The following is a 24,343-nucleotide window of genomic DNA, read 5'->3' as shown; positions in this document are numbered from 1 at the left end:
CTCTCCGTCCAGGGCAAGGACATCAACGTCGACGCCATGGCCAAGGAAATGGGCACCACCGAGAACGGCACCAACAGCATCAACGACATCACCCCGGTCCTGAACAAGGAAACCGGTAAGAACGACGCCTACCACTCGGTGGAGATCAAGAACCCGAAGGCCGACGACAAGCAGACCGACACCCTGCGCGCCGACATCGTCCGCACCGTCGACAACGGCCGCGCCGTGGTCGCCAACATCGCCGGCACCACCACCGACACCGACGGCAACACCCACTCCTTCGAAGGCGGCCACTACATCAGCGTCGTCGGCTACCACGACAACGGGAAGACCGTGACGATCGCCGACTCGGCCAACCCGAACACCGCCTCCTACCGGATCAGCGTCGACAACCTCGCCGACTGGATCGCCACCCGCGGCTACTCGACCTCCTGACACACCAAGCCACACCACGAAGGGCCGGCCCCCACCAGGGCCGGCCCTTTGGCAACTTCACCGCTGGCTCCCCGGGGGACCGGCACCCGGCCAACCCGGCCGACCCTTCGGCGCAACTTCACCGCCGACTCCCCGGGGACCGGCACCACGGCCGACCCCACCACGGGGCCGGCCGTTGTCGTCTCGGCACCCGGAGCCGGGTGTCAACCGCCCGAGTCGTCCAGTTCGGCGCCGTCCGGCGGGGTGTCGTCGTCCCGGCTGGCCAGCCATCCGTCCGGCAGGAAGACCTTGCCCGGGGAGTTGGTCCGGCCACGCGGCTGACCGAGGGCCTCCACCGGGAACGGCACGGCCGGGTCGAGCTTGCCGAGCAGGTCGTCGAGCTGGGCCAGGCTGTCGATCATCGCGAGGGACCGGCGCAGCTCACTGCCGATCGGGAAGCCCTTGAGGTACCAGGCGACGTGCTTGCGGAAGTCGGTGCAGCCGTCCCGCTCGCCCCGGGCAGGGTTGCGGGCGCCGGCCACGAACTGGTCGACCAGCAGCTCGGCGTGGCGTCGCATGGTCACCGCCACCTCGCCCAGGCTCGGCAGCCGCCGGTCGGACCGGCCGTTGAAGGCGGCCTCCAGGTCGGCGAAGAGCCAGGGCCGGCCCAGGCAGCCGCGCCCGATCACCACGCCGTCCACCCCGGTGTGGGCGACCATCCGCAGCGCGTCGTCGGCCTCCCAGATGTCGCCGTTGCCGAGCACCGGCACGTCGAGCGCCTGCTTCAGGGTGGCGATGGCATCCCAGTCGGCGGTGCCCGAGTAGCGCTGCGCGGCCGTACGCCCGTGCAGGGCGACCGCGGCGACGCCGGCGTCCTGCGCGGCGAGCCCCGCCTCGACGTACGTCAGGTGGTCGTCGTCGATGCCCTTGCGCATCTTGACGGTGACCGGCACCCCGGCGGGTGACGCGGCGTCCACCGCGGCCCTGACCAGCCGGGCGAAGAGCCGGCGCCGCCACGGCAGGGCGGACCCGCCGCCCCGTCGGGTCACCTTGGGGACCGGGCAGCCGAAGTTGAGATCGATGTGGTCGGCGAGGCCCTGCTCGACCACGATCCGCACGGCGGCGGCGGTGATCTCCGGGTCGGTGCCGTAGAGCTGGAGGCTGCGCGGCTGTTCCTCGGCGCCGAAGGCGATCATCCGCAGTGTCTTCGGGTTGCGCTCCACCAACGCCCGGGTGGTGATCATCTCGCAGACGTAGATGCCGCCGCCCTGCTCCCGGCACAGCCGGCGGAAGCCGACGTTGGTGATCCCGGCCATCGGCGCGAGCACCACCGGCGGCCACACCTGGTGCGGCCCGAGGGTCAACGGGCGCAGCGCGGGCAGGGTCGGGGCGGTCACCGGACAAGTGTACGGGGCCCCGACCGGCGCGGCCGGGGCCCAGTGACCAGCTCAGCAGCCGGGCAGACGCTCGATCAGGTAGCGCTCGACCTGGTCCAGCGAGATGCGCTCCTGGGCCATGGTGTCCCGGTTCCGGACGGTCACCGCGTTGTCCTCGAGGGTGTCGAAGTCGACCGTGACGCAGAACGGCGTGCCGATTTCGTCCTGCCGGCGGTACCGGCGGCCGATCGCCTGCGAGTCGTCGAACTCGACCACCCAGCGCTTGCGCAGGTCCGCGGCGAGGCCCCGGGCCTTCGGCGAGAGCGCCTCGTTGCGGGACAGCGGGAGCACCGCCACCTTGACCGGGGACAGCCGCGGGTCGAAGCGCATGACGGTGCGCTTGTCCACGCCGCCCTTGGTGTTCGGGGCCTCGTCCTCGTCGTACGCCTCGAGCAGGAAGGCGAGCACGGCACGGGTCAGGCCGGCGGCCGGCTCGATCACGTACGGGATCCAGCGCTCGCCCTTGCTCTGGTCGAAGTACGACAGGTCGACGCCGGAGTGCTTGCTGTGCGTCGACAGGTCGAAGTCGGTGCGGTTGGCGATGCCCTCCAGCTCGGCGAACTCGCTGCCGCCGAACTGGAACCGGTACTCGATGTCGACCGTGCGCTTCGAGTAGTGGGAGAGCTTCTCCTTGGGGTGCTCGTAGAAGCGCAGGTTCTGCTCCGACAGGCCGAGGTCGAGGTACCAGTTCCAGCGCTCCTGGAGCCAGTACTCGTGCCACTGCTCGTCGGTGCCCGGCTCGACGAAGAACTCCATCTCCATCTGCTCGAACTCGCGGGTCCGGAAGATGAAGTTGCCGGGGGTGATCTCGTTGCGGAACGACTTGCCGGTCTGCGCGATGCCGAACGGCGGCTTCTTGCGGGCGACCGTCTCCACGTTCTTGTAGTTGACGAAGATGCCCTGGGCGGTCTCCGGGCGCAGGTAGTGCAGGCCCTCCTCGCTCTCCACCGGGCCCAGGTAGGTCTTCATCAGGCCGTTGAACATCTTCGGCTCGGTGAAGGTGCCCTTGTTGCCGCAGTTCGGGCAGTTGATCTCCGACAGGGAGGTCGGCGGTCGGCCGTGCTTGGCCTCGAAGGCCTCTTCCAGGTGGTCGGCGCGGAACCGCTTGTGGCAGGACTGGCACTCGGTGAGCGGGTCGACGAACTCGGCGATGTGGCCGGAGGCCTCCCAGACCTGGCGCGCCAGGATGACCGCCGAGTCCAGGCCGACGACGTCGTCGCGCTGCTGGACCATGGTCCGCCACCACTGCCGCCGGACGTTCTCCTTGAGCTCCACGCCGAGCGGACCGTAGTCCCACGCCGATCGGGTGCCTCCATAGATCTCGCTGGAGGGGAAGACGAAGCCCCGGCGCTTGGCGAGGCTGACGACGGCGTCGATACGGTCGGCTGGCATGTTTCCTCCTACGCCGGCTGGCGGTCGGCGGGGGTGAGTGGATTGAACCGGACGGTCCGGGACAACGGTACGACCACCGGAGCCGCCGAGCCCAGCCGGGGCCGGTCAGCTCACCCCGCAGACCTCCACGGCGCCCGTCTGCTGGTCCGTCGCCAGCGTCACCGTCTGGGCCTCCCGCTTGCCGCCGGCCAGGGTCACGTCCACCGGCACGGTCAGCGTCTGGGCGTCGACCTGGCCCACCCGGTAGCCGGAGATCTGCGGCTCGGTGGCCGCCCGCTGCTCGAACTCCGACCGGGACTCCCGCCGGTGGGCGTCGTCGCAGAGCTGGTCGTACGCCTTGGACCAGTCCTTGCGCACCAGCGCCCGGTAGTAGTTGTCGGTCACCGCGTGGCCCTGCTCCTGGACGGCCTGCAGGTTGCTGACCGCCAGCCCGACGATGGCGGCGCCGCCTCCACCGCAGCAGAGCAGCACGGCGAGCGCGCCGACGCCGAGGCCGAGCCAGAGCCGGGCCCGGCCCCCCTCGGTGGGCGGGGCGGCGAACGGCGGGGCGGCCCCGGGGCCGGCCGGCGGCGCGGGGACGCCGGGCTCGGCTGGCGGGCCCGATACCGGCGGCGCGCCGGACGGCACGGGATTCGGGGGTGGGGCGGCCGGTCCGGGAGCGGTCATACGCGCCAGGGTAGTGCCCCCGGCCTCAGCGGTAAGGACCTGCGGCCCGATCACTGGCGACGATGACGATCTCGCCCTCGGGCGCGGCGCTGGCCAGCGTCTCGTACGCCGAGGGCTCGTCGACGGACTGGGCCAGCAGCGGCACGGCGGTGACCTTGACGTCGAAGCCGCCCAGCGCCCGCCGGTATGCCCCGACCGACTCCCACTCGGTGACCAGGCACCAGTGCGTCGGGTCGTCCAGCGCCCGCAGCAGTTCCCCCCGCAGGTAGCCGGGGCGGGCGGCGAGCGCGGCGAGCGCGGCGTGCGCCCGCTCGGTGAACTCGGACGCGACATCGGCGTCGACCACGAACCGGTTGGTGACCAGCACCCGGGTCCTCCTCGTAGAGTCTGTGCCATGCAGCGTACGCAGCGTCCCCTTCCGGCCCGGCTCAACCCGACCGCGGTGTTCCTGGCCACGCTGGTCCTGGTGTTGGTCGCCCTGTTCGCGCCCGGCCCGGTCGGCGGCGTCCTGCTGCTCGCCCTGGCCGCGGGGCTGGTCTGGCTGATGAGCGTCACCTGGCCGGTGCAGACGCCGGGGACCCGGGTGCTGCGGCTCCTGATGCTGACGCTGTTGCTCGCGGTGGCCCTGGCCAAGCTGCTCTGACATGCAATCATGCGTTTTTGACAATCAATTTCGTTATCGCGGACAGTTGGTCACATGACCGTCCGCTCCGCCCCGCGCGCCCTCGCCGCAGCCACCGCAGCCCTGCTCACCCTTGGCGCCGCCGCCTGCTCGGAGGGCGGTGGCGGTGGGAGCGACCCGGAGCGGGTCGACGTGGTGGCCGCCTTCTACCCCCTCCAGTTCCTCGCCGAGCAGATCGGCGGGGACGCGGTCAAGGTCACCAACCTCACCAAACCCGGCGCCGAGCCGCACGACCTGGAGCTCAACCCTCGCCAGGTCGGCCAGGTCAGCGACGCGGAGCTGGTCGTCTTCCTCGCCGGGTTCCAGCCGGCCGTCGACGAGGCGGTCCAGCAGAACGGCGGTGACCGGGCGTTCGACGTGGCCACCGTGCAGCCGCTGCGCGACGCGGCCGACGGCGGTCACCAGCACGAGGGCGAGTCCGGCCACGCGGAGGAGAGCGGCGGCAAGGACCCGCACGTGTGGCTCGACCCGACTCGGCTGGCCACCATCGGCGACCGGCTGGCCGAGCGGCTCGGCAAGGCCGACCCGGGCCGGGCCGCCGAGTTCACCGCCCGGGCGAAGACCCTGCGCGCCACGCTGGAGAAGCTCGACGCCGACTACGCCGCAGGCCTGCGGACCTGCCCGCGCCGGGAGATCGTGACCAGCCACACCGCGTTCGGCTACCTGACCGCCCGCTACGACCTGGAGCAGGTCGGCATCACCGGCCTCACCCCGGACGCCGAGCCCGCCCCGCAGCGGCTCGCCGAGGTGGCGCAGGAGGCCCGGGAACACGGGGCCACCACCATCTTCTTCGAGACGCTGGTCAGCCCGAAGGTGGCCGAGACGGTCGCCCGCGAGGTCGGCGCGAAGACCGCCGTGCTCGACCCGATCGAGGGCCCGCCGGCCGAGGGCGACTACCTCTCCGCCATGCGGGCCAACCTCCAGACCCTGCGCACCGCCTTGGACTGTTCATGACCGCACCCCTTGTCTTAAAGGTCGAGCATGCCGCTGTCGGCTACGACGGCCGCCCCGTGCTGCGGGACGTCTCGCTGGCCGTGGCCGCCGGTGAGGTGGTCGCCGTGCTCGGCGCCAACGGCTCCGGCAAGTCGACCCTGATCCGCGCCGTGCTCGGCCTCGTCCCGCTGAGCGCCGGGTCGGTCACCCTCTTCGGCACTGCGCAGCGCCGCTTCCGGCAGTGGCACCGCATCGGGTACGTCCCGCAGCGGCTCGGCGCGGGCAGCGGCGTACCGGCCACGGTGGCCGAGGTGGTCGCGTCGGGCCGGCTGGCCCGTCGGGGCCTGCTGCGCCCACCGGGACGGGCCGACCGGGAGGCGGTCGCCGCGGCGCTGCGCGCGGTCGGGCTCGCCGACCGGGCGGGTGACCCGGTCGCCACCCTCTCCGGCGGTCAGCAGCAGCGCACCCTGATCGCCCGGGCGCTCGCCGGCCGGCCGGAGCTGCTGGTGCTCGACGAGCCGACCGCCGGGGTGGACGCGACCAGCCAGGAGGCGTTCGCCGGGGCGCTGCGCGGTTTCGTCGACGGCGGCGGCACGGTGCTCCTGGTCGCCCACGAGCTGGGGCCGCTGCGCCCACTGATCAGCCGGGCGGTCGTGGTCCACGAGGGCGGGATCGCCCACGACGGCGCGGTGCCGGAGCCGGCCGGCCACCACGCGGACCCCGACCACGAGCACGTGCACCCGCACTGCGACGAGGAGCCCGCCGGGCTGTGGAGCATGTGACATGGACCTCTTCCAGTACGACTTCATGCTGCGTGCCCTGGTCGGCGCGCTGGTCATCGGGCTGGCCGCCCCGGCGCTCGGGATCTATCTGGTGCAGCGGCGGCTGGCGCTGATCGGCGACGGCATCGGCCACGTGGCGCTCACCGGCGTGGGTGCCGGGCTGCTGCTCAACCGCTCCCCCGTGCTGGTGGCGGTGATCACGGCGACGTTGGGCGCGATCGCCATCGAGCTGGTCCGCGCGCGCGGCCGTACCTCCGGGGACCTGGCCCTGGCGCTGCTCTTCTACGGCGGCATCGCCGGCGGCGTGCTGCTGGTCGGGCTCTCCGACGCCAGCAGCGCGTCGCTGAACTCGTACCTCTTCGGGTCGCTGACCACGACGTCGCCGGGCGATCTGATCACCATCCTGGTGCTCGGCGTGGCGATCCTGGTGGCCATGCTGGCGCTGCGCCCGGTGCTCTTCGCGGTCTGCCACGACGAGGAGTACGCCCGGGTCTCCGGCCTGCCGGTGCGGGCGCTCAACCTGCTGCTCGCGGTGACCACCGCGGTGACCGTGACCATCGCCATGCGGGCCGTCGGGGTGCTGCTGATCAGCGCCCTGATGGTGGTGCCGGTGGCCACCGCGCAGCAGGTGACGCGGGGGTTCCGGAGCACCATGACGGCGGCGATGGCGCTGGGGCTCTTCGCGGCCGGGGCCGGGGTCTGGGTGGCCGCCACCGCCGACACCGCGCCCGGCGCCTCGGTGGTGCTGCTGGCCATCGGCTCGTTCCTGGTGGTCGCGCTCGTCGCGGCCGGCTGGCGGGCGCTGCGCCGGCGGGCCCGGCCGGCCGGCGCGCCGGCCGTCGAGCCGCACGAGCACGAGGTGGTGCTGCGGTGAGCCCGTCCGGGCCGTTCCAGCTGGGATTGGTTACCGTTACGGGGTGACCACCACGCACGGATACGACGCCTTCGAGGGTGCGGGTGACCTGCTGCGCGCGCTGTCGGCACCCATCCGGCTGGCGATCGTCAGCGAGCTGGCCCAGGGTGAGCGCTGCGTGCACGAGCTCGTGGAGAAGCTCGGCGCCCCGCAGCCGCTGGTCTCCCAGCATCTGCGGGTGCTGCGCGGTGCCGGGGTGGTCCGCGGCTCCCGGCGCGGCCGGGAGATCGCGTACGCCCTGGTGGACGAGCACGTCGCGCACATCGTGGCGGACGCGGTCAGCCACGCCGGGGAGGGACCGGCATGACCGCGCGGACCACCAGCGGCCACGCCGACCACCGGGTGGCGGCATGACCGAAGGGGCGCTGCGAAACACCCGCCAGCGGACCGCGGTGAGCGCGCTGCTGGCCGAGGTGGCGGGCTTCCACAGCGCGCAGGACCTGTACGCGATGCTGCGCGAGCGGGGCGAGCGGGTCGGCCTCACCACGGTCTACCGGACGTTGCAGGGGCTCGCCGACGCCGGGGAGATCGACGTGATGCGCCTGCCCGGGGGCGAGCACCTCTATCGCCGATGCAGCGAGGGCCATCACCACCACCTGGTCTGCCGGGCCTGCGGCCGGACCGTGGAGGTGGCCGGGCCGGCGGTGGAGCGCTGGGCGGACCGGGTCGCCGCCGAGCACGGGTACGCCGAGGTCAGCCACACCCTGGAGATCTTCGGCACCTGCCCGGCCTGCGCCGGCTGAGAATTCTCCCCCTGCGACGACTCCAGCTCGGCGCGTCTGTCGCCGCGCCGCGACCTGGAACCCGTCGTGCGCCAACTCCAGCTCGGCGCGTCTGTCGCCGCGCCGCGACCTGGAGCCCGTCGTGCGCCAACTCCAGCTCGGCGCGTCTGTCGCCGCGCCGCGGCCTGGAGCCGTCGTGCCGGCGTCGCCGGGCCGTGGCACGCTGTCCGGCGTGAAGATCTACGCCGACCGTTTTCCGACCGCCCTCCGCCAGCTCCTCACCGATCTGCTCGTGGTCGTCTGGGTGTACGCGGCGATCCGCTTCGCGCTGTGGCTGCACGACCTGATCGAGAAGCTGGCCGTACCCGGACAGAAGCTGGAGGGGGCCGGCGGAGGCCTCGCCGACAACCTGGCCGACGCCGGCGGCAAGGTGGGTCGGGTCCCGCTGGTCGGCGACGAGCTGACCGCCCCCTTCACCAAGGCCGCCGAGGCCGCCCGCGCGGTCGCCGAGGCCGGCCGCGACCAGCAGGAACTGGTCGGCCAGCTGGCCCTCGGACTGAGCATCGCGGTGCTGGTCTTCCCGCTCGGGCTCGTGCTCTTCGGCTGGCTGCCGCTGCGGGTGCGCTGGATGCGCCGGGCCGGCGTGGCGCAGGCGCTCGCCGCCGCCCCCGCCGGCCGGGACCTGCTGGCACTGCGCGCGCTCGCCGGCCAGCCGCTCGGTCGGCTGGCCCGGATCGCGCCGGACGCGGCCGAGGCGTGGCGCCGCGGCGACGACGCGACCGTCGACGCGCTCGCCGCACTGGAGCTGCGCAGACTCGGCCTGCGGGCCGGCCGGTAGGGTGTTGCGGTGCTGTACTTCCTGATCGCCGTCGCCGTGCTGCTGCTGGCGTACGCGGGCGTCCTGGTGAGCTACGTCCGCAAGGGCCGCAAGATCCCGCCGGCCGCGTACCTGGTGCTGGCCGCGTTGAACGGGCTCATCCTGGCCGGCGTGCTGGCCTGGGCCATCGCCGCCAGCTGAGCCGGCTACCTCCCGCTGACCCGGGTCCAGCTGTCGGCCGGCGGCCGCCGGCTGGCCCCAGCCACAGATATCCAGGCAGCGATATGCCTCTGAGTCATAGCTATGCCCCAGCGGCATATCGCTCGACCCGGTTAGCTCCGTGTGCGGAGGTGCTCGGCACGAACATCCGTCTGCCGAATTCACCGCCCCGCGACCGGACTCACTCCATCGGCGGGATGCGGCGGCGGACGTCCTCGGCGGTGGACGGGCCGGGCTGCCAGCGGGCCACCCAGGGCCGGTCGGCCGGCGGGGTCACGACGCCCTCCTCCAGGGCGGCGTACCGGCCGGCGAGGATCCGCTTCGCGGCCGCCACGTCAACCGAGTCGGTGTTGGACCACAGCCCGGTGAACAGCTCGTCGACGCGCAGCCGGGCCTGCCGGCAGAACAGGTCGGCCAGCTCGACGTGCTCCGGGTGCTCCGCTCGCTCGGCGGTGGCCCGTACGCAGACCGCGGCCATCGCGAACAGCTCCGCGCCGATGTCCACCACCCGGCCGAGGAACGCCTGCTTGCGCTCCATCTTCCCCTGCCAGCGGGACATCGCGTAGAAGGTGGCGCGGGCCAGCTTGCGGGAGGCGCGCTCGACGTGTCGCAGGTGGCCGGCGAGCGGGCCGAACTCGGCGTACGCCCGGGGTGCCTGGCCCCGGCCGACGGCGAGGGTGGGCAGCCACTTCGCGTAGAAGACGCCGGCCCGGGCACCCGCCTTCGCCTTGCGACCCAGCCCGGCGTCGGGGTCGATGATGTCGCCGGCCACCGAGAGGTGCGCGTCGACCGCCTCGCGGGCGATCAGCAGGTGCATGATCTCGGTGGAGCCCTCGAAGATCCGGTTGATCCGCAGGTCGCGCAGCATCTGCTCGACCGCGGCCGGCCGTTCGCCCCGGGCGGCCAGGGACTCGGCCGTCTCGTAGCCGCGGCCACCCCGGATCTGGATCAGCTCGTCGGCGATCTTCCAGGCCATCTCGCTGGCGTAGAGCTTCACCAGCGCCGCCTCGATCCGGATGTCGTTGCGGTCGTCGTCGGCGAGCAGGCAGCAGAGGTTGAGCATGCTCTCCATGCCGTACGTGGTGGCGGCGATGAAGGCCAGCTTCTTGGCCACCGCCTCGTGCTCGCCGACCGGCCGGCCCCACTGGACCCGGTCGGCGGCCCACTCCCGGGCCACGTTCAGCGACCACTTGCCGGCGCCGACGCACATGGCCGGCAGCGACAGCCGCCCGGTGTTCAGCGTGGTCAGGGCGATCTTCAGGCCCTTGCCCTCGCCGCCGATCACGTTCTCCTTGGGCACGAACACGTCGTGGAACCGGGTGAGGCTGTTCTCCAGGCCGCGCAGGCCCACGAAGGCGTTGCGCCGCTCGACCGTGATGCCCTCGCTGTCGCCCTCCACCACGAAGGCGGTGATGCCGCCGCGCCGCCCCTCGGCCGCCGGCACCCGGGCCATCACCACCAGCAGGGTGGCGACCGTGCCGTTGGTGGCCCACAGCTTGACCCCGTTGAGCCGGTAACCCGTGCCGTCCTCGGTCGGTTCGGCGGTGGTCGCCAGCCGCGCCGGGTCGGAGCCGACGTCCGGCTCGGTGAGCAGGAACGCGGACACCTCACCGGCGGCCAGCCGGGGCAGGAAGCGCTGCTTCTGCTCGGGGGTGCCGAACATCTTCAGCGGCTGCGGCACGCCGATCGACTGGTGCGCGGAGAGCAGCGCGCTGATCGCCGGGTTGACCGAGCCGGCCCGCATCAGCGCCCGGCAGTAGTGCAGGTTGCTCAGCCCGAGGCCGCCGTACTTCCGGTCGATCTTCATGCCGAAGGCGCCCAGCCGGGCCAGCCCGTGGAACACCTCGTCCGGGATGCGCGCGTCCCGCTCGATCGCCGCACCGTCCACCTCGGCGTCCAGGTACGCCCCGAACGCGCCGAGGAACTCCTCGGCCCGCGCCACGTCCTCCGGCTTCGCGCGCGGCCGCGGACTGATCAGGTCGAGGCGGAACCGGCCGAGGAAGAGTTCCTTGCCGAAGCTGGGCCGGTCCCAGGCCGCTTCGCGGGCCGCCTCCGCGACCTGGCGGGCCTCCTTCTCGGAGACCTGGCCGGCCTCGGTGGGCAGCGGCCCCACGCCGTCCACCCGGTCGCCGGCGGCGGCCGGCGGATCGGTGTCGTCGATCGGGGCCACCCGGCCGGTCGGGCCGCCGTGCCCGGCGGGATCGGGTCGGCTGTTCTGTGTCGTGGTCACGGCTGCCTCCTGGAGACCTCGGTCCGGCTGCGTCGACGTGCGCGACGAAAACGACGCTACCCCCGGTTGTTACCCAGGGGTAGCGTTCGGTGCACGTCCGATTTGGCGGGATCGGCGCGGTCAGTCGCCGGGCAGCACCCGCGGGTTGTCGTCCTCGTCGTCGATGTCGTCGCCCCAGTTGCGCCGGGCGGCGAGCGGCAGGACCAGCCAGAAGGTCAGGAACCACGCCCCGGTGACCCCGGTCAGCACCAGGGCCGCCAGCCGGCCCAGCACGAAGTCGGTGATCAGCAGGACCGCACTGACCATCGAGATCAGCATGAAGGCCAGGCCGCCGATGGCCACCCGGTGGGCGAACCGGACCAGCTCCGGCTTGCGGCCCTGCCGGAACAGCGCCCGGTGGAAGGCGACCGGCGAGATGATCATCGCGGTGGCTGCGGCGGCGGCCAGCAAAGCGACGATGTAGGTGTCCTTCTGGAAGTTGGTGGTCCGGGTGAAACCGCTGCTGAACGGCAGGGTGAGCAGGAAGGCGAAGAGGATCTGCACGCCGGTCTGCGCCACCCGCAGCTCCTGGAGCAGGTCGGCGAAGTTGCGCTGCCACCGCTGCTTCTCGGTTTCCTTGGACACGCGCTACCTCCAGGGATGACGGTACTGCCGGCGGAAGCATCCGTCGGCACTACCGCCGGTGCCCGGTCCGCACCGTCGCGAAACCGGTTCACCCTGCCGCCCATGCGGGCTCACGGTGCCTCCTCAGTTCGCGACTGCGGGGCTCGCAAACCCGGCTCACTCCTCGCGCTCACGATGCCTCCTCAGTTCGCGACTGCGGGGCTCGCAAACCCGGCTCACTCCTCGCGCTCACGCCCCCCGGCGGATCCGGCCCGCGTACCGGGCCTCCAGCTCGGCGTTGTGCTCGTCGCCGCCGGTGATGTTCGCCGACAGGTAGACCGGGGGCCGCTCCCCCGCCGCCAGCAGCCGGGCCACGACCTCCGCCACGAGCTGCTGCGCCAGCAGCGCGGCCGTGATCGAGGAGACCGCACCGACCGCGCCGCCGCCGGGCAGCGGCAGGGTGGCGTCGCCGTACGGGGCGCCGTTGTCGAGCACCACGTCGGCGAAGTCGGCGAGCTTGCGCCCGGACGGGTGGCGCGAGGTCATCCGGGCGGAGTGCGCCGCCGAGGTGATCGCGATCAGCGCGTGCCCGCGTTCCTTGACGATGGACGCGAACTCCACCATCGCACCGTTCACGCCGGAGTTGGAGGCGAGCACGAAGACGTCCTGCGGGCGGATCGGGGCCAGCTCGTAGAGGCGGTGCGCCACCTCGGGCTCGCGTTCCAGCTTCGGGCCGAGCACGTCGGCCGGGTCGCCCCCGTAGAGGACGAGGTCGCGCAGGGCGATCCGGTTGGTGGGGACCAGCCCACCGGCCCGGCCGGCGATCTCCATCGCCAGGGCCTCCGAGTGGCCGGTGCCGAACGCGTGGACCACCCCGTCGGCGCGCAGCGACTCGGCGATCAGGTCGGCGCCGCGCGCCACCCCGTCCCGCTGGCCGGCGGCCACCCGGCCGATCGTCTCGGTCACCACCGCCAGGTACGCCTCGGCGCTCACGCCGCCGCCTCGCTTCGCTCCGCGGCGGCGCGAGGCGCCGCGCTGCTGAGCCGGATGGTTCGCTCGCTTCGCTCGCTCACGCTCATGATTCCTCCGTCCGTCGGTTCCGGGCCAGCCAGTCCACCGCGAAGTCGACCGCCACCCGCTGCCTCATCAACCGGCCCGTCCCGTCGCCGACCGGCCCGAGCCGTACCGCTCCGGTGGCCTCCAGCTCGGTGCCGAGCCGGCCGAAGCCGTCGTCGTCCAGGCGGATGTCGTCCCACCACACCCACGCCCGGCCGCCGTCGCCGGTCAGCACGGCCGCGCCGCAGCGCTGCCGGGGCGGCGCCGGCTGCCGGTACTCGGCCAGGTGCAGCGACGTGTTGCTGTCGTGCTCCACCCCGAGCAGCAGCACGTCGGCGTCCAGCTCGTAGAGGCGGGCCAGCGGGGAGCCCTCGCCGAGCATGTCGGCGAGCGCGTGGTCGGCGACGACCCGGTCGGCCGCCGGCCCCAGCGCGGCGAACGAGACGTGCGGGTGGTCGCTGCGCCGCGCGCCGGGCCAGGTGCGGACCAGCTCGGCGAGGGCGCCCATGAACCGGCTCGGCGTGACCGCCGGGTCGAAGCCGGGCAGCTCGTCCCGGATCACCGGCCACCAGTCGGCCGGCACCGGCGGGTTGGTCCAGCCCGCGGGATCGCTGTTGTCCGGCGTGTGGGTGGGCACCACGAGGGTCCCGGCCGGGCCGAGCACGTCGCGCAGGGCGAGCACGACCGCCTCCGGGCCGCCGCAGAGGAAGCCCAGCGGGCGCAGGGACGCGTGCACCAGGACGGTCCCGCCGGGGCGTACGCCGAGGGCGCGGAACTGGGCGGCGAGCGACGCGCGGGTGTGCGGCCGGGCCGGCGCGGCACCGGCGATCATCGGCCCACCCGGGCGAGGATCGCGGCGGCCAGCGGGGCGGGCGCCTCGTCCGGGATCCAGTGCGTGACGCCGGGCAGCTCGACGAAGCGGTAGTCGCCGGTCACCTGGGGTGCGCAGGCCGCGGCGGCGGTGCGGCCGATCGCGATGTCCCGGTCGCTCCACACGAAGGTGGTCGGCACGCTGACCGGCCCGACGGCCTTCAGGTCCGCCCCGGTCATCGCCCGGTACCAGTTCAGCGCGGCGGTCAGCGCACCCGGCTCGCACATCGGGTCGGCGTAGCGGGCCACCTGCGCGGGGTCGCCCACCCCGCCGAGCATCCGGCGCAGCGCGACGGCGTTGAGGGCGAGCAGCACCCGCTCCGCCTTACCGGGCTTGCGGAACAGCGTGATGTAGGCGGAGCGGGCCTTCTGTCGCGGGTCGGTGGCGAGCGCGTGGGCCATCGCCGCCGGGTGTGGCACCGAGACCGCGGTGAGGCTGCGGACCCGCTCCGGGTGCACCGCCGCCAGGCTCCAGGCCACGATCGCGCCCCAGTCGTGCCCGACCAGGTGCGCGGCCTCGACGCCGAGCGTGTCGAGCACGCCGGCCGCGTCCGCCACCAGCTCCGGGATCCGGTACGCCTCGACCGACGTCGGCCGGGCGCCCTGCGAGTAGCCCCGCTGGTCGAGCGCGTACGTGCGCAGCCCGGCCGCGTGCAGCAGGGGCACCACCTCGTCCCACTCGCCGCCGTGCTGCGGGAAGCCGTGCAGCAGCAGGATCGGATCGCCGTCCTCGGGACCGCCGGTGCGTACCTCGAACGTCAGACCTCGCGCGTCGACCCGCATGATCGGCAGCCTACCCAGCCGGACCGGCACCGCTCGCCCTGCTGTGCCGGCGGCGGGCACCGGTGCTAGCGTCTGCCGCAGACAACTTCACATCCGACAGGGGAGCGCACAGCGCTGAGAGTGCGGGCAGGTGCCCGCAGACCCTCGAACCTGATCTGGGTAATGCCAGCGCAGGGAGTTCGGTCGACCTCCAGCCGCGCCGCCGTCCGGGCATCCGGACGCGGCGTGCGTCTTCTCCTGGTTCACCCTCGACGAACTGGGAGCAACCATGACTCACCCAACCGGCAACCGGTGGCGCACCATCGACATCGTCATCGCCTCGGTGCTCGGGGTGGCGTTCGGCGTCATCTTCTGGGCGTGGGGCCTGCTCTGGAACGGGCCGGCGGACGCCATCCCGCTGCCCGGCCGGGCGGCGCTGTACGGCGTGTGGCTGGTGCCGGCCGTGCTCGGCGCGCTGATCATCCGCAAGCCCGGCGCCGCGTTCTTCACGCTGACCGTCGCCGCGCTGGTGTCGGTCGCGCTCGGCAGCAGTTGGGGCTGGACCCTGGTGGTGCAGGGCCCGCTGGAGGCGGCGGCGGGCGAACTGGCCTTCGCGCTCTTCGGTTACCGCACCTACCGGCTCCCGGTCTCGCTGCTGGCCGCCACCCTGGCCGGCCTGGCCGCCGCGATCTACGACGTCTTCGTCTGGTACCCGGACACCGCGTGGGGCAGCTTCCGGCTGCCGTACATCCTCATCACCGCCGTCAGCGCACTGGTCGTGGCCGGCCTCGGCGGCGTCGCGCTGACCCGCGCCCTGGCGAACACCGGCGTCCTCGACCGCTTCCCCGCCGGCCGCGAACGCGCCGCCGTCTGACCGCCCGAGCCGATCATGTTGATCATGAGGTTGACGGCGATGTGGATCTCTGAAACTGCCGCCAACCTCATGATCGACGGGGCGGGGTGGGGCAGGCCGGGGTGGGGTGGGGTGGGAGGGGTGTGGGTGTGAGTGGGGTGGTGCTGCGGGGGTTCGGGTGGCGGCACGCCGGGCGGAAGGGGTGGGCCGTCCGTGGGGTGGACCTGCGCGTCGAGCGCGGGGAGCGGGTGCTGCTGCTGGGGGCGTCCGGGGCGGGCAAGAGCACCCTGCTGGCGGCGCTCGCCGGGCTGCTGCCCGAGGACTCCGGCGAGCAGGAGGGCACCGTCGAGATCGACGGGCTCGACCCGCGCAAGGCCCGGGAACAGGTCGGCATCGTCTTCCAGGACCCGGAGACCCAACTGGTGATGGCCCGTTGCGGCGACGACGTCGCGTTCGGGCTGGAGAACCGGGGCGTACCCGCCGAGGAGATCTGGCCCCGGGTGGACGCGGCACTGCGCCGGGTCGGCTTCCCGTACCACCGGGACCGGCCCACCGCGACACTCTCCGGCGGCGAGCAGCAGCGGCTCGCCCTCGCCGGGGTGCTCGCCCCGCGGCCCGGGCTGCTGCTGCTCGACGAGCCCACCGCCAACCTCGACCCGGCCGGCGCCGCGCTGGTCCGGCAGGCCGTCGCGGACGCGCTCGACGCGGACACCACGCTGATCCTGGTCGAGCACCGGGTCGCCGAGGCCCTGCCGCTGGTCGACCGGGTGGTGGTGCTGGAGGCCGGCGGCGGGGTGCGGGCCGACGGGCCGCCCGACGCGGTCTTTTCCGCGCAGGGCGACGCGCTCGCCGCTGCCGGGGTCTGGGTGCCGGGTCGCACCGTGCCGCCCCGGCACGCCACCGCACCGCCGGGCGACCGGTTGCTCACCGCCGACCGGCTCGGCCTGCCGCCCCGGCTGGCCCCCGTCGACCTCGATGTACGCGCCGGCGAGGCGCTCGCCGTCCTCGGCCCGAACGGCGCCGGCAAGTCCACCCTGGCCCTGCTCCTCGGCGGCCTGCTCCGCCCCGGCACCGGTACGGCCACCGCCACCGCCGCCCTGGCCGGGCAGGACGCCGGCACTCCCCCGCACCGCTGGCGCGCGCCCCTGCTGGCCCGGCGGATCGGCTCGGTCTTCCAGGATCCGGAGCACCAGTTCGTCACCGGCACCGTCTACGACGAACTGGCGCTCGGCCCGCGCCGGACCGGCGAGCCCGAGGCGGCGGTACGGGCCACCGTGGACGGGCTGCTGGACCGGCTGCGGCTGGCCCGGCTCGCCGGGGCCAACCCGTACACCCTCTCCGGCGGGGAGGCGCGGCGGCTGAGCGTGGCAACCGCCCTGGCCACCGCGCCGCGCCTGCTGATCTGCGACGAGCCCACCTTCGGCCAGGACCGGCGGACCTGGTCGGAACTGGTCGACCTCTTCGCCGAGCTGCGCGACGCCGGCCACGGCATCGTCGCGGTCACCCACGACCCGGACTTCGTCGCCGCGCTCGCCGACCGCACCGTCGCCCTGGACCGCCGATGACCGCCACCGTCCCGACCTGTAGCGGGGAGCGCGCATGATCAGCGTGGAGCCCGTGGCCCGGCCCGGCGCGCCGCTGGCCCGCCGCAACCCGGTGGCGAAGCTGGCCGCCGCGCTGGTCTTCTCGTTGGTCCTCATCGCCACCCTGGACCCGGTGGCCCCGGCGATCGCCATCGCGATCGAGCTGGTGGTGCTGCCGCTGTTCGGCATCCGCTACCGGATGCTGGCCCGGCGGGGCTGGCCGCTGCTGGCCAGCGCCGGCGGCATCCTGGTCACCCTGGTGCTCTTCGCCGCCGACCGGTCCGGCCGGGTGCTGGCCGAGGCCGGTCCGATCCTGGTGACCGAAGGGGTGCTGCTCACGGCGCTCGGCCTGGTGCTGCGGATGCTCGCGGTGGCGCTGCCCGGGATCCTCGTCTTCGCCACCACCGACCCCACCGACCTGGCCGACGCGTTGATCCAGAACGCGAAGGCCCCGGCCCGGTTCGCCATCGGCGCGCTGGCCGCGTTCCGGCTGGTACCGCTGCTCGAACAGGAGTGGCGGATGATCAGCATGGCCCGGCGGGCCCGCGGCGTGGACGCCGGCCGCAACCCCGTCGCCAGGGTGCGGCTCTTCGTGTCGACGGCGTTCGCCCTGCTGGTCGGGGCGATCCGCCGGGGCACCCGGCTGGCGGTCGCGATGGACGCCCGCGGCTTCGACGCCGGCATCCCGCGTACGGTCGCCCGGCGGCAGCGCTTCACCCGGGCGGACGGGCTGCTGGTCGCCGGCGCGGCGGTGCTGGCCGGCGCGGCGCTCGCGGTCAGCGTCGCGCTCGGCACGTTCCGCCCGCTGATCGGCTGACCACGTCCGCTACCGCCGGAGCTGCGCCACGCCGCTCTGGTACGCCAGCACGACCGCCTGCACCCGGTCCCGCACTCCGAGCTTGGCGAAGATGCGGTTCACATGCGTCTTCACGGTCGCCTCGCCGACGAAGAGCTGGCCGGCGATCTCCTGGTTGGACAGGCCGAGAGCCATCATCCGCAACACCTCGGTCTCCCGGGCGGTCAGCTCCGCCAGGCCCGGGTGGCCGGTCACCGACGCCGTCGCGGTGTAGTGGTCGATCAGGCGCCGGGTGATCGACGGGGAGAGCAGGGCGTCGCCGCGGGCCGCCGTCCGCACCGCCTCGGCCAGTTCCCGGGGCGGAGTGGTCTTGAGCATGAAGCCGGAGGCGCCGGCGCGCAGCGCCCGGTACACGTACTCGTCGAGATCGAAGGTGGTCAGCATGATGATCCGGGTCTCGCCACGCGCGGCCAGGATCCGCTCGGTCGCGGCGATCCCGTCCGTGGGCGCCATGTGGATGTCCATCAGCACCACGTCGGGTGCGAACCGGTTCGCGAGCTGCACGGCTTCCTCACCGTCGGCCGCATCGGCGACGACCTCGAGGTCGGGCTGCGCGGTGAGGATCAGCCGGAGGCCGCCCCGCACCAACGCCTCGTCGTCGGCGATGAGAACCCGGGTCATCCGGTGACTCCCGTCGTGGCGAGCGTGCCGACCGACGCCTCGGCGTCGAAGGGCAGCTCGACGCGTACGTCGAAGCCGCCCTGCGGGCGCGGGCCGGCGGTCACCGTGCCGCCGAACAGCTCCACCCGCTCGCGGATGCCGGTCAGGCCGTGCCCGGTGCCGGCGCTCCGCCGGGCCCCGCCGGTGCCGTCGTCGGTCACCCTCAGCCGGAGAGCGTCGCCGGTCACCTCGATCGACACGCGGACCGCCGCGCCCGCCGCGTGCCGGGCGGCGTTGGTCAGCGCCTCCTGGAGGATCCGGTACCCGCTGACATCGGCGGCGGCCGGGACCATGTCGAGGTCGCCCGTGACATCCACATCGACCTGCCCGCCGGCGAGGCGTACCCCGGCGGTCAACGGTTCGAGCCGGCGTAGCGAGGGCAGCGCCTCCGGGGCCGGCTCGGCGCCGCGGAGGATGACGAGCAGCCGGCGCAGCTCGGTGACCACCTCACGCCCGACGTCCTGCACGGCGTCGAGGGACGTGCGGGCCTGCGCCGCGTCCGAGTCGAGCACGGCCTGCGCCGCGGCGGCCTGCAGCACCATCACCGAGACCCCGTGCGAGACGATGTCGTGCAGTTCCCGGGCCACCCGCAGCCGCTCGTCCGTCCGGGCCGCGGCCTCCCGCTCGGCGGCCAGCGCCACCAGCCGGGCCGCCTGCGCCCGCCGCATCCGCACGGCGTAACCGGGGCCGAGCACGGCGAGCCCGACGAACAGGATGAACACCCAGTCGGAGTCGCCGGCCACCGCGTTCTCGATCCCGAGCGAGAGAAAATAGCTGACCGCGGCGACCGTGAAGGCAGCCCGGCCGCCCACGGCGACACAGCCGAAGGCCGCGGCGAGCAACGCCAGCAGTGGCACCACCGGCCACTCCGGCAGGACCGGCGTGAAGCTCTGCGCGGTGAAGCAGGCGCCGGCGAGGACGGCCGCCGCCCGGGGGTACGCCGTGCAGCCGGCCACCGCGAGGCAGTAGCCGACCAGCAGCACGGTCAGGACGGCGAGCCAACCGGCGGAGAGCGCGGCGAGGTCCGGACCCTCCCCCTCCACGTAGCCCGCCAGCGGGACGTAGAGCTCGGCCAGGCCGAACGCGAGCAACGCGGCACCGGCGAGCGAGGTGGCCACCTCGCGCCACCGGGCCCGGACGGCGGGGGTGGCTGACATGCCGGAAGGGTAGCGACGGCGGCCGCCCTTCCGCGTCCACCCACGGGTGTAGCGAGGGCGGCCGGAGCTCCACCCGCGGATCAACTTCCGCGCCGACGACCCGGCCCCGGTGCTGCCCCTAGCGTCCCTGCCACGACTTCGGAAGGAGACACTGATGGACGACAGCACCGGGCGGCGGCGGAGCCGGCGGCTCACGGCGGGCACTCTGCTCACCGGCGGCGTAATGTACGGCGCCGCGAATGCCTTCTACTGGGTGATGTTCCCGGACGACGTGGCCGACACCGCCGACAACGTCACGGTGGCCGCCGGGCACCTGGGCGGCTGGCGGGTGGAGACCGTCCTGTTCGCCCTGGCCCACCTGCTGCTGCTGCCGGCGATGCTCGGGCTGGCCGCTACCCTGGGCCGGCGCAAGCCGGTGGTGGCCACCGTCGGCGGCGCGGCGAGCCTTCTCGGGCTCTACTTCTCCACCGTCCACCTGTGGCAGTACAACGCCTTCTTCGGGGCCCTGGCCGGCGGCGGCGTCGACGCCGACGCCGCTCGGCCGGTGACCACCGCCATCGACGGGGACCCGTTCGTGATGGCCTCGTTCGCGGTGTGGCTGCTCGGCTGGCTGGTCGGCCTCCTGGTGCTCGCCTTCGGCGCCTGGCGCGCCCGGCTGGTCGCGCTCTGGGTGCCGCTGGTCCTCACCGCCGGACAGGTGCTGGATCTGGTCGGCACCGGCGTCCCGGTCAAGGCGGCGGTGAGCGTGCTGATGGTGGCCGGCTTCGTCGGCCTGGCCCTCGGCGTCGAGCGGTCGCGTGCCGCCGAGGCGCCGACCGGGACGGCGGCCCCGGCGACCGCTGCGGCCTGAGCCGCGGGAGCGGGGCGGGGCGGCTCGTGCCGCCCCGCCCCGGACCGGCCGGTGCGGGCCGTTTGTCACCGCCGCTTCGGCGAACTCGCGGCATCCGGGTGCGGCTGCCGGCGGGCTCCGGCACAGCTTGGCCCCGGCGGCAGCCGGGACACCGCAACATCGGCGAGGTGACAGGTGGCCCGCCCGGGCCTCAGCTCCGCCGGAAGGCGTAGAACCGGGTCTGGCCGGCGCGTTGGCTGCGCCCGGCGACACGGGAGTCCCGGCCGACCGGCGGGCCGGCCTTCGGTGCCGGCGGGGTGTCGGCCCGGCCCGGCCGGGTCACCGACACCGGGGACGCCACCGTCAGTTCGTCGAGGTCCGGCGGGGTCACGTCCACCAGGGACGGCGCCGACGCGGGCTTACGGGATTTCTTCGGACTGCGCTTGGCGGGCATACGCTGCCTCCTGACTGTCGGGGCGCCCGGTGGGCGCGGCGAGCGGGCAAGCCCCGGCAGGTCCGACAGGAAAGCCACCGCGACGACGGCGGTGCGGATGCGGACGCCCGGAGCGGGACGGATCCGCGGCGCGAACGGCGGCGGACCAGGGCTCGGAGGAAGGGCGTCAGTTACGCATGACGGCAGGCTAACCCACCGCCGCCGCACCGTGCACCCGATTTACCGGCACGCTCGGCGTCACCGACGCGAAGGTCGCCCACGTGGAGGTCCGCCCGGCGGAGGGTTGAGGACGGACCGCGACCGGGCCCCCACCCGCCGTCGGCGTCCCCGCCCGCGCTCGCATCGACCGCGATACCGTCGCAGGACGGGCAGCCGGACGAGAGGTGGCGGTACGCATGGCAGAGCAGGCGACGGCGCAGATCGGCGTGACGGGCCTGGCGGTGATGGGCCGCAACCTGGCCCGGAACCTGGCCCGCAACGGCTTCACCGTGGCACTGCACAACCGCTCGCCGCAGCGCACCCGCAGTCTGGTCGCCGAGCACGGCGACGAGGGCCGGTTCGTGCCGTCGGAGTCGTTGGCCGACTTCGTCGCCTCGCTGGAACGCCCGCGCGCCGTGATCGTCATGGTGAAGGCGGGCGCGCCGACCGACGCGGTGATCGACGAGCTGGTGCCCCTGCTCGAGGCGGGGGACATCGTCGTCGACTGCGGCAACGCCCACTTCGCCGACACCCGCCGGCGGGAGGAGGCGCTGCGGGGGCACGGGCTGCACTTCGTCGGCACCGGCGTCTCCGGCGGCGAGGAGGGCGCGCTGCACGGCCCGAGCATCATGCCGGGCGGCTCGGCCGCGTCCTACCGGAAGCTCGGCCCGATCTTTGAGAAGATCTCCGCGCACGTGGACGGCACCCCGTGCTGCCGGCACATCGGCCCGGACGGCGCGGGCCACTTCGTCAAGATGGTCCACAACGGCATCGAGTACGCCGACATGCAGCTCATCGCCGAGGCGTACGACCTGCTGCGGGCGGGCCTGTCGGCGAGCCCGGCGGAGATCGCGGAGATCTTCCGCGAGTGGAACACGGGCGAGCTGGAGTCGTTCCTCATTGAGATCACCGCCGACGTGCTGGCGCACACCGACGCGGCGACCGGCCGGGCCTTCGTCGACGTGGTGCTCGACCAGGCCGAGCAGAAGGGCACCGGGCGGTGGACCGTGCAGAGCGCGCTCGACCTCGGCGTCCCGATCACCGGCATCGCCGAGGCCACCTTCGCCCGGTCGCTGTCCGGCCACGCCGACCAGCGGGCCGCCGCCCGCCGGGCCTTCCCCGACGCGGGCGCGAAGTGGTCGGTCGACGACGGGGAGACCTTCGTCGAGGACGTCCGGCGCGCGCTGCTGGCCAGCAAGATCGTCGCGTACGCGCAGGGCTTCGACCACATCCGGGCCGGCAGCCGGGAGTACGACTGGGGCATCGACCTGGGCGGCACCGCGACCATCTGGCGGGGCGGCTGCATCATCCGGGCCCGCTTCCTGGACCGGATCCGGGAGGCGTACGACGGGCAGCCGGAGCTGCCGACGCTGCTGGTGGCACCCTGGTTCGCCGACCGGGTCAGCGCCGGGATCCCGGCCTGGCGGCGGGTGGTGGCCGACGCGGCCCGGGCGGGCGTGCCGACCCCGGCCTTCTCGTCGTCGCTGGCCTGGTTCGACGCCCTGCGCGCGGAACGGCTGCCGGCGGCGCTGATCCAGGGGCTGCGGGACAACTTCGGGGCGCACACCTACCACCGGGTGGACCGGGACGGCACGTTCCACACCCTGTGGGCCGGGAACCGCTCCGAGGTGGAGGCCTGAGCGCAGCCTGATCCACTCGATGTGCCGCAGGTCGCGTTCGTCGCCCGAGACGCCGCGGCATGCCGCCTCCCGTGGCGCCGCTCACCAGGCCCGTTCGGCGGCGTCTGACGACGGCTCCAGGCCGCCGCGCGGCGCCAGACGCGCCGAGCTGGAATCGTCGGCAGGGGTGGGCGCCCAGTCCGCGGCCGGTTCGCCCTGTGCCAGTTCGGCGATCTCGCCGGAGCGGACGGCCGGCGTGTGCCCGAGCTCGGCGCAGTACCGCTCGGCGACGCCGGCGCAGAGGTCCGCGACCCGTTCCCGGTGCGCGGCGTCAACCAGGCCCGCGCCGGCCAGCGCGGCCGTCATCTCGTACCGGAGATCCCGCATGCCCACCCCCGTGGCCGGACGCGACCGAGCGGCGCGCCCTCGCGCCGATGGTATGCGCCGAGGCCGCGCCGCCCACCGGAAACGCGTCGACGCCGCCCCGGTGGGGGACGGCGTCCACGCGTGTCGTCACCAGAACCGACGACGCCGCGCCTGCTGCAACCGCAGGGGGACGGCGTCCACGCGTGTCGTCACCAGAACCGACGACGCCGCGCCTTCTGCGGCCGCAGCAGGTCGGCGCCCCTGGTGAGGAGTCGGCTCACTCCGGTCGGGCCGCGACGGGCCTCCAGGGAGTGGCTCAGCCGGCGTGCACCGGCCGCCGCCAGCGGCACGGCGACCGCCATGAGTGCCCATTGGGCGATCCGCTTCTGCAGCATGTTGGTTCACCTCCGCGATCGGCTGCTGTCCGGTTGGTACCCCGTCAGCCGCGGCGGTAAGCGTGAGCTCAGACTACGGGGGCGACCGGGTTGGGCAAGGCGCCGCCGAACCGGCGGTCCCGCTGGGCGTAGAGCTCGCAGGCGTACCAGAGGTGGCGCCGGTCGAAGTCCGGCCAAAGGGTGTCGAGGAACACCAACTCGGCGTACGCGCTCTGCCAGAGCAGGAAGTTGGAGGTGCGCTGCTCCCCGGAGGGACGCAGGAAGAGGTCCACCTCGGGGACTTCGGGGTGGTAGAGGTACTTCGCGACGGTCTTCTCGTTGACCTTGCCCGGGTCGAGCCGGCCGGCGGCCACGTCACGGGCGATCGCGGCGGCGGCGTCGGCGATCTCCGCCTGCCCGCCGTAGTTGACGCAGAACTGCAGGGTCAGCGTCGAGTTGCCCCGGGACATCTCCTCGGCGGTCTGCAGCTCGGAGATCACGCTCTTCCAGAGCCGCCCGGCCCGGCCCGACCAGACCACCCGCACGCCGAGGTCGACGAGCTGGTCCCGGCGGCGGCGGATGACGTCCCGGTTGAAACCCATCAGGAAGCGGACCTCGTCCGGCGAGCGCCGCCAGTTCTCGGTGGAGAACGCGTACGCCGACAGGTAGGGGATGCCCAGCTCGATCGCGCCCTCGATGGTGTCGAAGAGGCTGTATTCCCCCTGCTCGTGACCCTTGGTCCGGGGCAGCCCCCGCTCCTTGGCCCAGCGGCCGTTGCCGTCCATGACGATGGCGACGTGCTTCGGCAGGGCCTCCGTCGGCAGCGCCGGCGGCCGGGCCCCGGACGGGTGCGGAGTCGGTGGCACCGGCTCGCGCCGGACGGCCCTCATCGATCGG

The 24,343-nt window shown here is 73.8% G+C and carries 29 protein-coding genes and 1 riboswitch; of the genes, 14 read left to right on the top strand and 15 right to left on the bottom strand.

Annotation, left to right across the window (positions count from 1 at the left end; all coding sequences use genetic code 11):
- Positions 1 to 435 (top strand): C39 family peptidase (locus ACFYML_RS29675; protein ID WP_387423755.1); only part of this gene is annotated, 435 nt, incomplete at its 5' end.
- A 203-nt stretch (positions 436 to 638) separates the two neighbouring features.
- On the opposite strand, the gene dusB is transcribed toward ACFYML_RS29675, so the two are convergent.
- From dusB to ACFYML_RS29655, 4 genes are all read right to left on the bottom strand, one after another.
- Positions 639 to 1,811 carry a tRNA dihydrouridine synthase DusB gene (gene dusB / locus ACFYML_RS29670; RefSeq protein WP_387423754.1) on the bottom strand — a complete coding sequence of 391 codons (1,173 nt, stop codon included), beginning with the start codon at positions 1,809 to 1,811 and terminating at the stop codon, positions 639 to 641.
- Positions 1,812 to 1,862: 51 nt separating this feature from the next.
- Complete coding sequence (locus ACFYML_RS29665; RefSeq protein ID WP_357443855.1) at positions 1,863 to 3,242, bottom strand: glycine--tRNA ligase; 1,380 nt, start codon at positions 3,240 to 3,242, stop codon at positions 1,863 to 1,865.
- 105 nt (positions 3,243 to 3,347) lie between these two features.
- Positions 3,348 to 3,908 (bottom strand): hypothetical protein, encoded by a 561-nt coding sequence (locus tag ACFYML_RS29660; protein ID WP_387423753.1) that lies wholly within the window; start codon positions 3,906 to 3,908, stop codon positions 3,348 to 3,350.
- 25 nt (positions 3,909 to 3,933) lie between these two features.
- On the bottom strand, positions 3,934 to 4,275 hold the full coding sequence (locus ACFYML_RS29655) for an antibiotic biosynthesis monooxygenase (RefSeq protein ID WP_073839388.1): 342 nt from the start codon (positions 4,273 to 4,275) through the stop codon (positions 3,934 to 3,936).
- A 27-nt stretch (positions 4,276 to 4,302) separates the two neighbouring features.
- On the opposite strand from ACFYML_RS29655, the gene ACFYML_RS29650 reads away from it, so the two are divergent.
- The 8 genes from ACFYML_RS29650 to ACFYML_RS29615 all read left to right on the top strand — a co-directional run bounded on the left by ACFYML_RS29650 (position 4,303) and on the right by ACFYML_RS29615 (position 8,958).
- Positions 4,303 to 4,551, top strand: a complete 249-nt coding sequence (locus ACFYML_RS29650; protein WP_387423751.1) for a DUF6703 family protein — start codon at positions 4,303 to 4,305, stop codon at positions 4,549 to 4,551.
- Positions 4,552 to 4,605: 54 nt separating this feature from the next.
- Complete coding sequence (locus tag ACFYML_RS29645; protein WP_387423750.1) at positions 4,606 to 5,544, top strand: metal ABC transporter substrate-binding protein; 939 nt, start codon at positions 4,606 to 4,608, stop codon at positions 5,542 to 5,544.
- Entirely contained in the window at positions 5,541 to 6,305 is a 765-nt protein-coding gene (locus ACFYML_RS29640; RefSeq protein WP_387423749.1) for a metal ABC transporter ATP-binding protein, read from the top strand. Before ACFYML_RS29645 ends, ACFYML_RS29640 begins: the two co-directional genes overlap by 4 nt.
- A 1-nt stretch (position 6,306) precedes the next feature.
- On the top strand, positions 6,307 to 7,179 hold the full coding sequence (locus ACFYML_RS29635) for a metal ABC transporter permease (protein WP_387272632.1): 873 nt from the start codon (positions 6,307 to 6,309) through the stop codon (positions 7,177 to 7,179).
- 43 nt (positions 7,180 to 7,222) lie between these two features.
- Positions 7,223 to 7,525, top strand: a complete 303-nt coding sequence (locus ACFYML_RS29630) for a metalloregulator ArsR/SmtB family transcription factor (RefSeq protein ID WP_073839383.1) — start codon at positions 7,223 to 7,225, stop codon at positions 7,523 to 7,525.
- 43 nt (positions 7,526 to 7,568) lie between these two features.
- A complete protein-coding gene (locus ACFYML_RS29625) occupies positions 7,569 to 7,961 on the top strand; it encodes a Fur family transcriptional regulator (RefSeq protein ID WP_387423748.1) in 393 nt (130 codons plus the stop codon).
- A gap of 211 nt (positions 7,962 to 8,172) precedes the next feature.
- Positions 8,173 to 8,778 carry a hypothetical protein gene (locus ACFYML_RS29620; RefSeq protein ID WP_387423747.1) on the top strand — a complete coding sequence of 202 codons (606 nt, stop codon included), beginning with the start codon at positions 8,173 to 8,175 and terminating at the stop codon, positions 8,776 to 8,778.
- Positions 8,779 to 8,787: 9 nt separating this feature from the next.
- On the top strand, positions 8,788 to 8,958 hold the full coding sequence (locus ACFYML_RS29615; protein ID WP_357443870.1) for a hypothetical protein: 171 nt from the start codon (positions 8,788 to 8,790) through the stop codon (positions 8,956 to 8,958).
- 199 nt (positions 8,959 to 9,157) lie between these two features.
- On the opposite strand, the gene ACFYML_RS29610 is transcribed toward ACFYML_RS29615, so the two are convergent.
- From ACFYML_RS29610 to ACFYML_RS29590, 5 genes are all read right to left on the bottom strand, one after another.
- Positions 9,158 to 11,206 carry an acyl-CoA dehydrogenase family protein gene (locus tag ACFYML_RS29610; RefSeq protein WP_387423746.1) on the bottom strand — a complete coding sequence of 683 codons (2,049 nt, stop codon included), beginning with the start codon at positions 11,204 to 11,206 and terminating at the stop codon, positions 9,158 to 9,160.
- A gap of 120 nt (positions 11,207 to 11,326) precedes the next feature.
- A complete protein-coding gene (locus tag ACFYML_RS29605) occupies positions 11,327 to 11,830 on the bottom strand; it encodes a DUF6328 family protein (RefSeq protein ID WP_387423744.1) in 504 nt (167 codons plus the stop codon).
- Between the two features lie 228 nt (positions 11,831 to 12,058).
- On the bottom strand, positions 12,059 to 12,802 hold the full coding sequence (locus ACFYML_RS29600; protein ID WP_387423743.1) for a sugar isomerase domain-containing protein: 744 nt from the start codon (positions 12,800 to 12,802) through the stop codon (positions 12,059 to 12,061).
- Between the two features lie 82 nt (positions 12,803 to 12,884).
- A complete protein-coding gene (locus ACFYML_RS29595) occupies positions 12,885 to 13,697 on the bottom strand; it encodes an aminoglycoside N(3)-acetyltransferase (RefSeq protein ID WP_387423742.1) in 813 nt (270 codons plus the stop codon).
- Positions 13,694 to 14,518, bottom strand: coding sequence for an alpha/beta fold hydrolase (locus ACFYML_RS29590; RefSeq protein WP_387423741.1), 825 nt, complete (start codon positions 14,516 to 14,518; stop codon positions 13,694 to 13,696). The genes ACFYML_RS29595 and ACFYML_RS29590 overlap by 4 nt, the downstream gene beginning before the upstream one ends.
- 88 nt (positions 14,519 to 14,606) lie before the next feature.
- A riboswitch (TPP riboswitch) is annotated at positions 14,607 to 14,713 on the top strand.
- Positions 14,714 to 14,786: 73 nt separating this feature from the next.
- Between ACFYML_RS29590 and ACFYML_RS29585 the strand changes: the two genes are divergently transcribed.
- The 3 genes from ACFYML_RS29585 (at position 14,787) to ACFYML_RS29575 (ending at position 17,750) form a co-directional block, all read left to right on the top strand.
- Positions 14,787 to 15,371, top strand: a complete 585-nt coding sequence (locus ACFYML_RS29585; RefSeq protein WP_387423740.1) for an ECF transporter S component — start codon at positions 14,787 to 14,789, stop codon at positions 15,369 to 15,371.
- Positions 15,372 to 15,499: 128 nt separating this feature from the next.
- Entirely contained in the window at positions 15,500 to 16,915 is a 1,416-nt protein-coding gene (locus ACFYML_RS29580; RefSeq protein ID WP_387423739.1) for an ABC transporter ATP-binding protein, read from the top strand.
- 34 nt (positions 16,916 to 16,949) lie between these two features.
- Positions 16,950 to 17,750 (top strand): energy-coupling factor transporter transmembrane component T family protein, encoded by an 801-nt coding sequence (locus ACFYML_RS29575; RefSeq protein WP_387423738.1) that lies wholly within the window; start codon positions 16,950 to 16,952, stop codon positions 17,748 to 17,750.
- 9 nt (positions 17,751 to 17,759) lie between these two features.
- On the opposite strand, the gene ACFYML_RS29570 is transcribed toward ACFYML_RS29575, so the two are convergent.
- Both ACFYML_RS29570 and ACFYML_RS29565 read right to left on the bottom strand, forming a co-directional pair.
- Positions 17,760 to 18,410 (bottom strand): response regulator, encoded by a 651-nt coding sequence (locus ACFYML_RS29570; protein WP_387423737.1) that lies wholly within the window; start codon positions 18,408 to 18,410, stop codon positions 17,760 to 17,762.
- Positions 18,407 to 19,606 (bottom strand): sensor histidine kinase, encoded by a 1,200-nt coding sequence (locus tag ACFYML_RS29565; protein WP_387423735.1) that lies wholly within the window; start codon positions 19,604 to 19,606, stop codon positions 18,407 to 18,409. The genes ACFYML_RS29570 and ACFYML_RS29565 overlap by 4 nt, the downstream gene beginning before the upstream one ends.
- A 154-nt stretch (positions 19,607 to 19,760) precedes the next feature.
- Between ACFYML_RS29565 and ACFYML_RS29560 the strand changes: the two genes are divergently transcribed.
- Entirely contained in the window at positions 19,761 to 20,456 is a 696-nt protein-coding gene (locus ACFYML_RS29560; RefSeq protein WP_387423734.1) for a hypothetical protein, read from the top strand.
- A gap of 190 nt (positions 20,457 to 20,646) precedes the next feature.
- On the opposite strand, the gene ACFYML_RS29555 is transcribed toward ACFYML_RS29560, so the two are convergent.
- On the bottom strand, positions 20,647 to 20,889 hold the full coding sequence (locus ACFYML_RS29555) for a hypothetical protein (RefSeq protein WP_387423733.1): 243 nt from the start codon (positions 20,887 to 20,889) through the stop codon (positions 20,647 to 20,649).
- A 395-nt stretch (positions 20,890 to 21,284) separates the two neighbouring features.
- Here ACFYML_RS29555 and gndA point away from each other — a divergent pair, with 395 nt between their 5' ends.
- A complete protein-coding gene (gene gndA / locus ACFYML_RS29550; protein ID WP_387423732.1) occupies positions 21,285 to 22,727 on the top strand; it encodes an NADP-dependent phosphogluconate dehydrogenase in 1,443 nt (480 codons plus the stop codon).
- 81 nt (positions 22,728 to 22,808) lie between these two features.
- Here the strand turns inward: gndA and ACFYML_RS29545 are convergent, their stop codons facing one another.
- The 3 genes from ACFYML_RS29545 to ACFYML_RS29535 form a co-directional block, all read right to left on the bottom strand.
- Positions 22,809 to 23,093: a thioredoxin reductase gene (locus tag ACFYML_RS29545; RefSeq protein WP_387423731.1), complete on the bottom strand. Its 285-nt coding sequence runs from the start codon at positions 23,091 to 23,093 to the stop codon at positions 22,809 to 22,811.
- 188 nt (positions 23,094 to 23,281) lie between these two features.
- A complete protein-coding gene (locus ACFYML_RS29540) occupies positions 23,282 to 23,467 on the bottom strand; it encodes a hypothetical protein (RefSeq protein ID WP_357443898.1) in 186 nt (61 codons plus the stop codon).
- Positions 23,468 to 23,535: 68 nt separating this feature from the next.
- A complete protein-coding gene (locus tag ACFYML_RS29535) occupies positions 23,536 to 24,336 on the bottom strand; it encodes an isoprenyl transferase (RefSeq protein WP_387423730.1) in 801 nt (266 codons plus the stop codon).
- Positions 24,337 to 24,343 lie beyond the last annotated feature (7 nt).

The organism is Micromonospora sp. NPDC007230 (assembly GCF_042869115.1).
Taxonomy (GTDB): domain Bacteria; phylum Actinomycetota; class Actinomycetes; order Mycobacteriales; family Micromonosporaceae; genus Micromonospora.
This window is presented reverse-complemented; position numbering and strand designations above follow the sequence as displayed.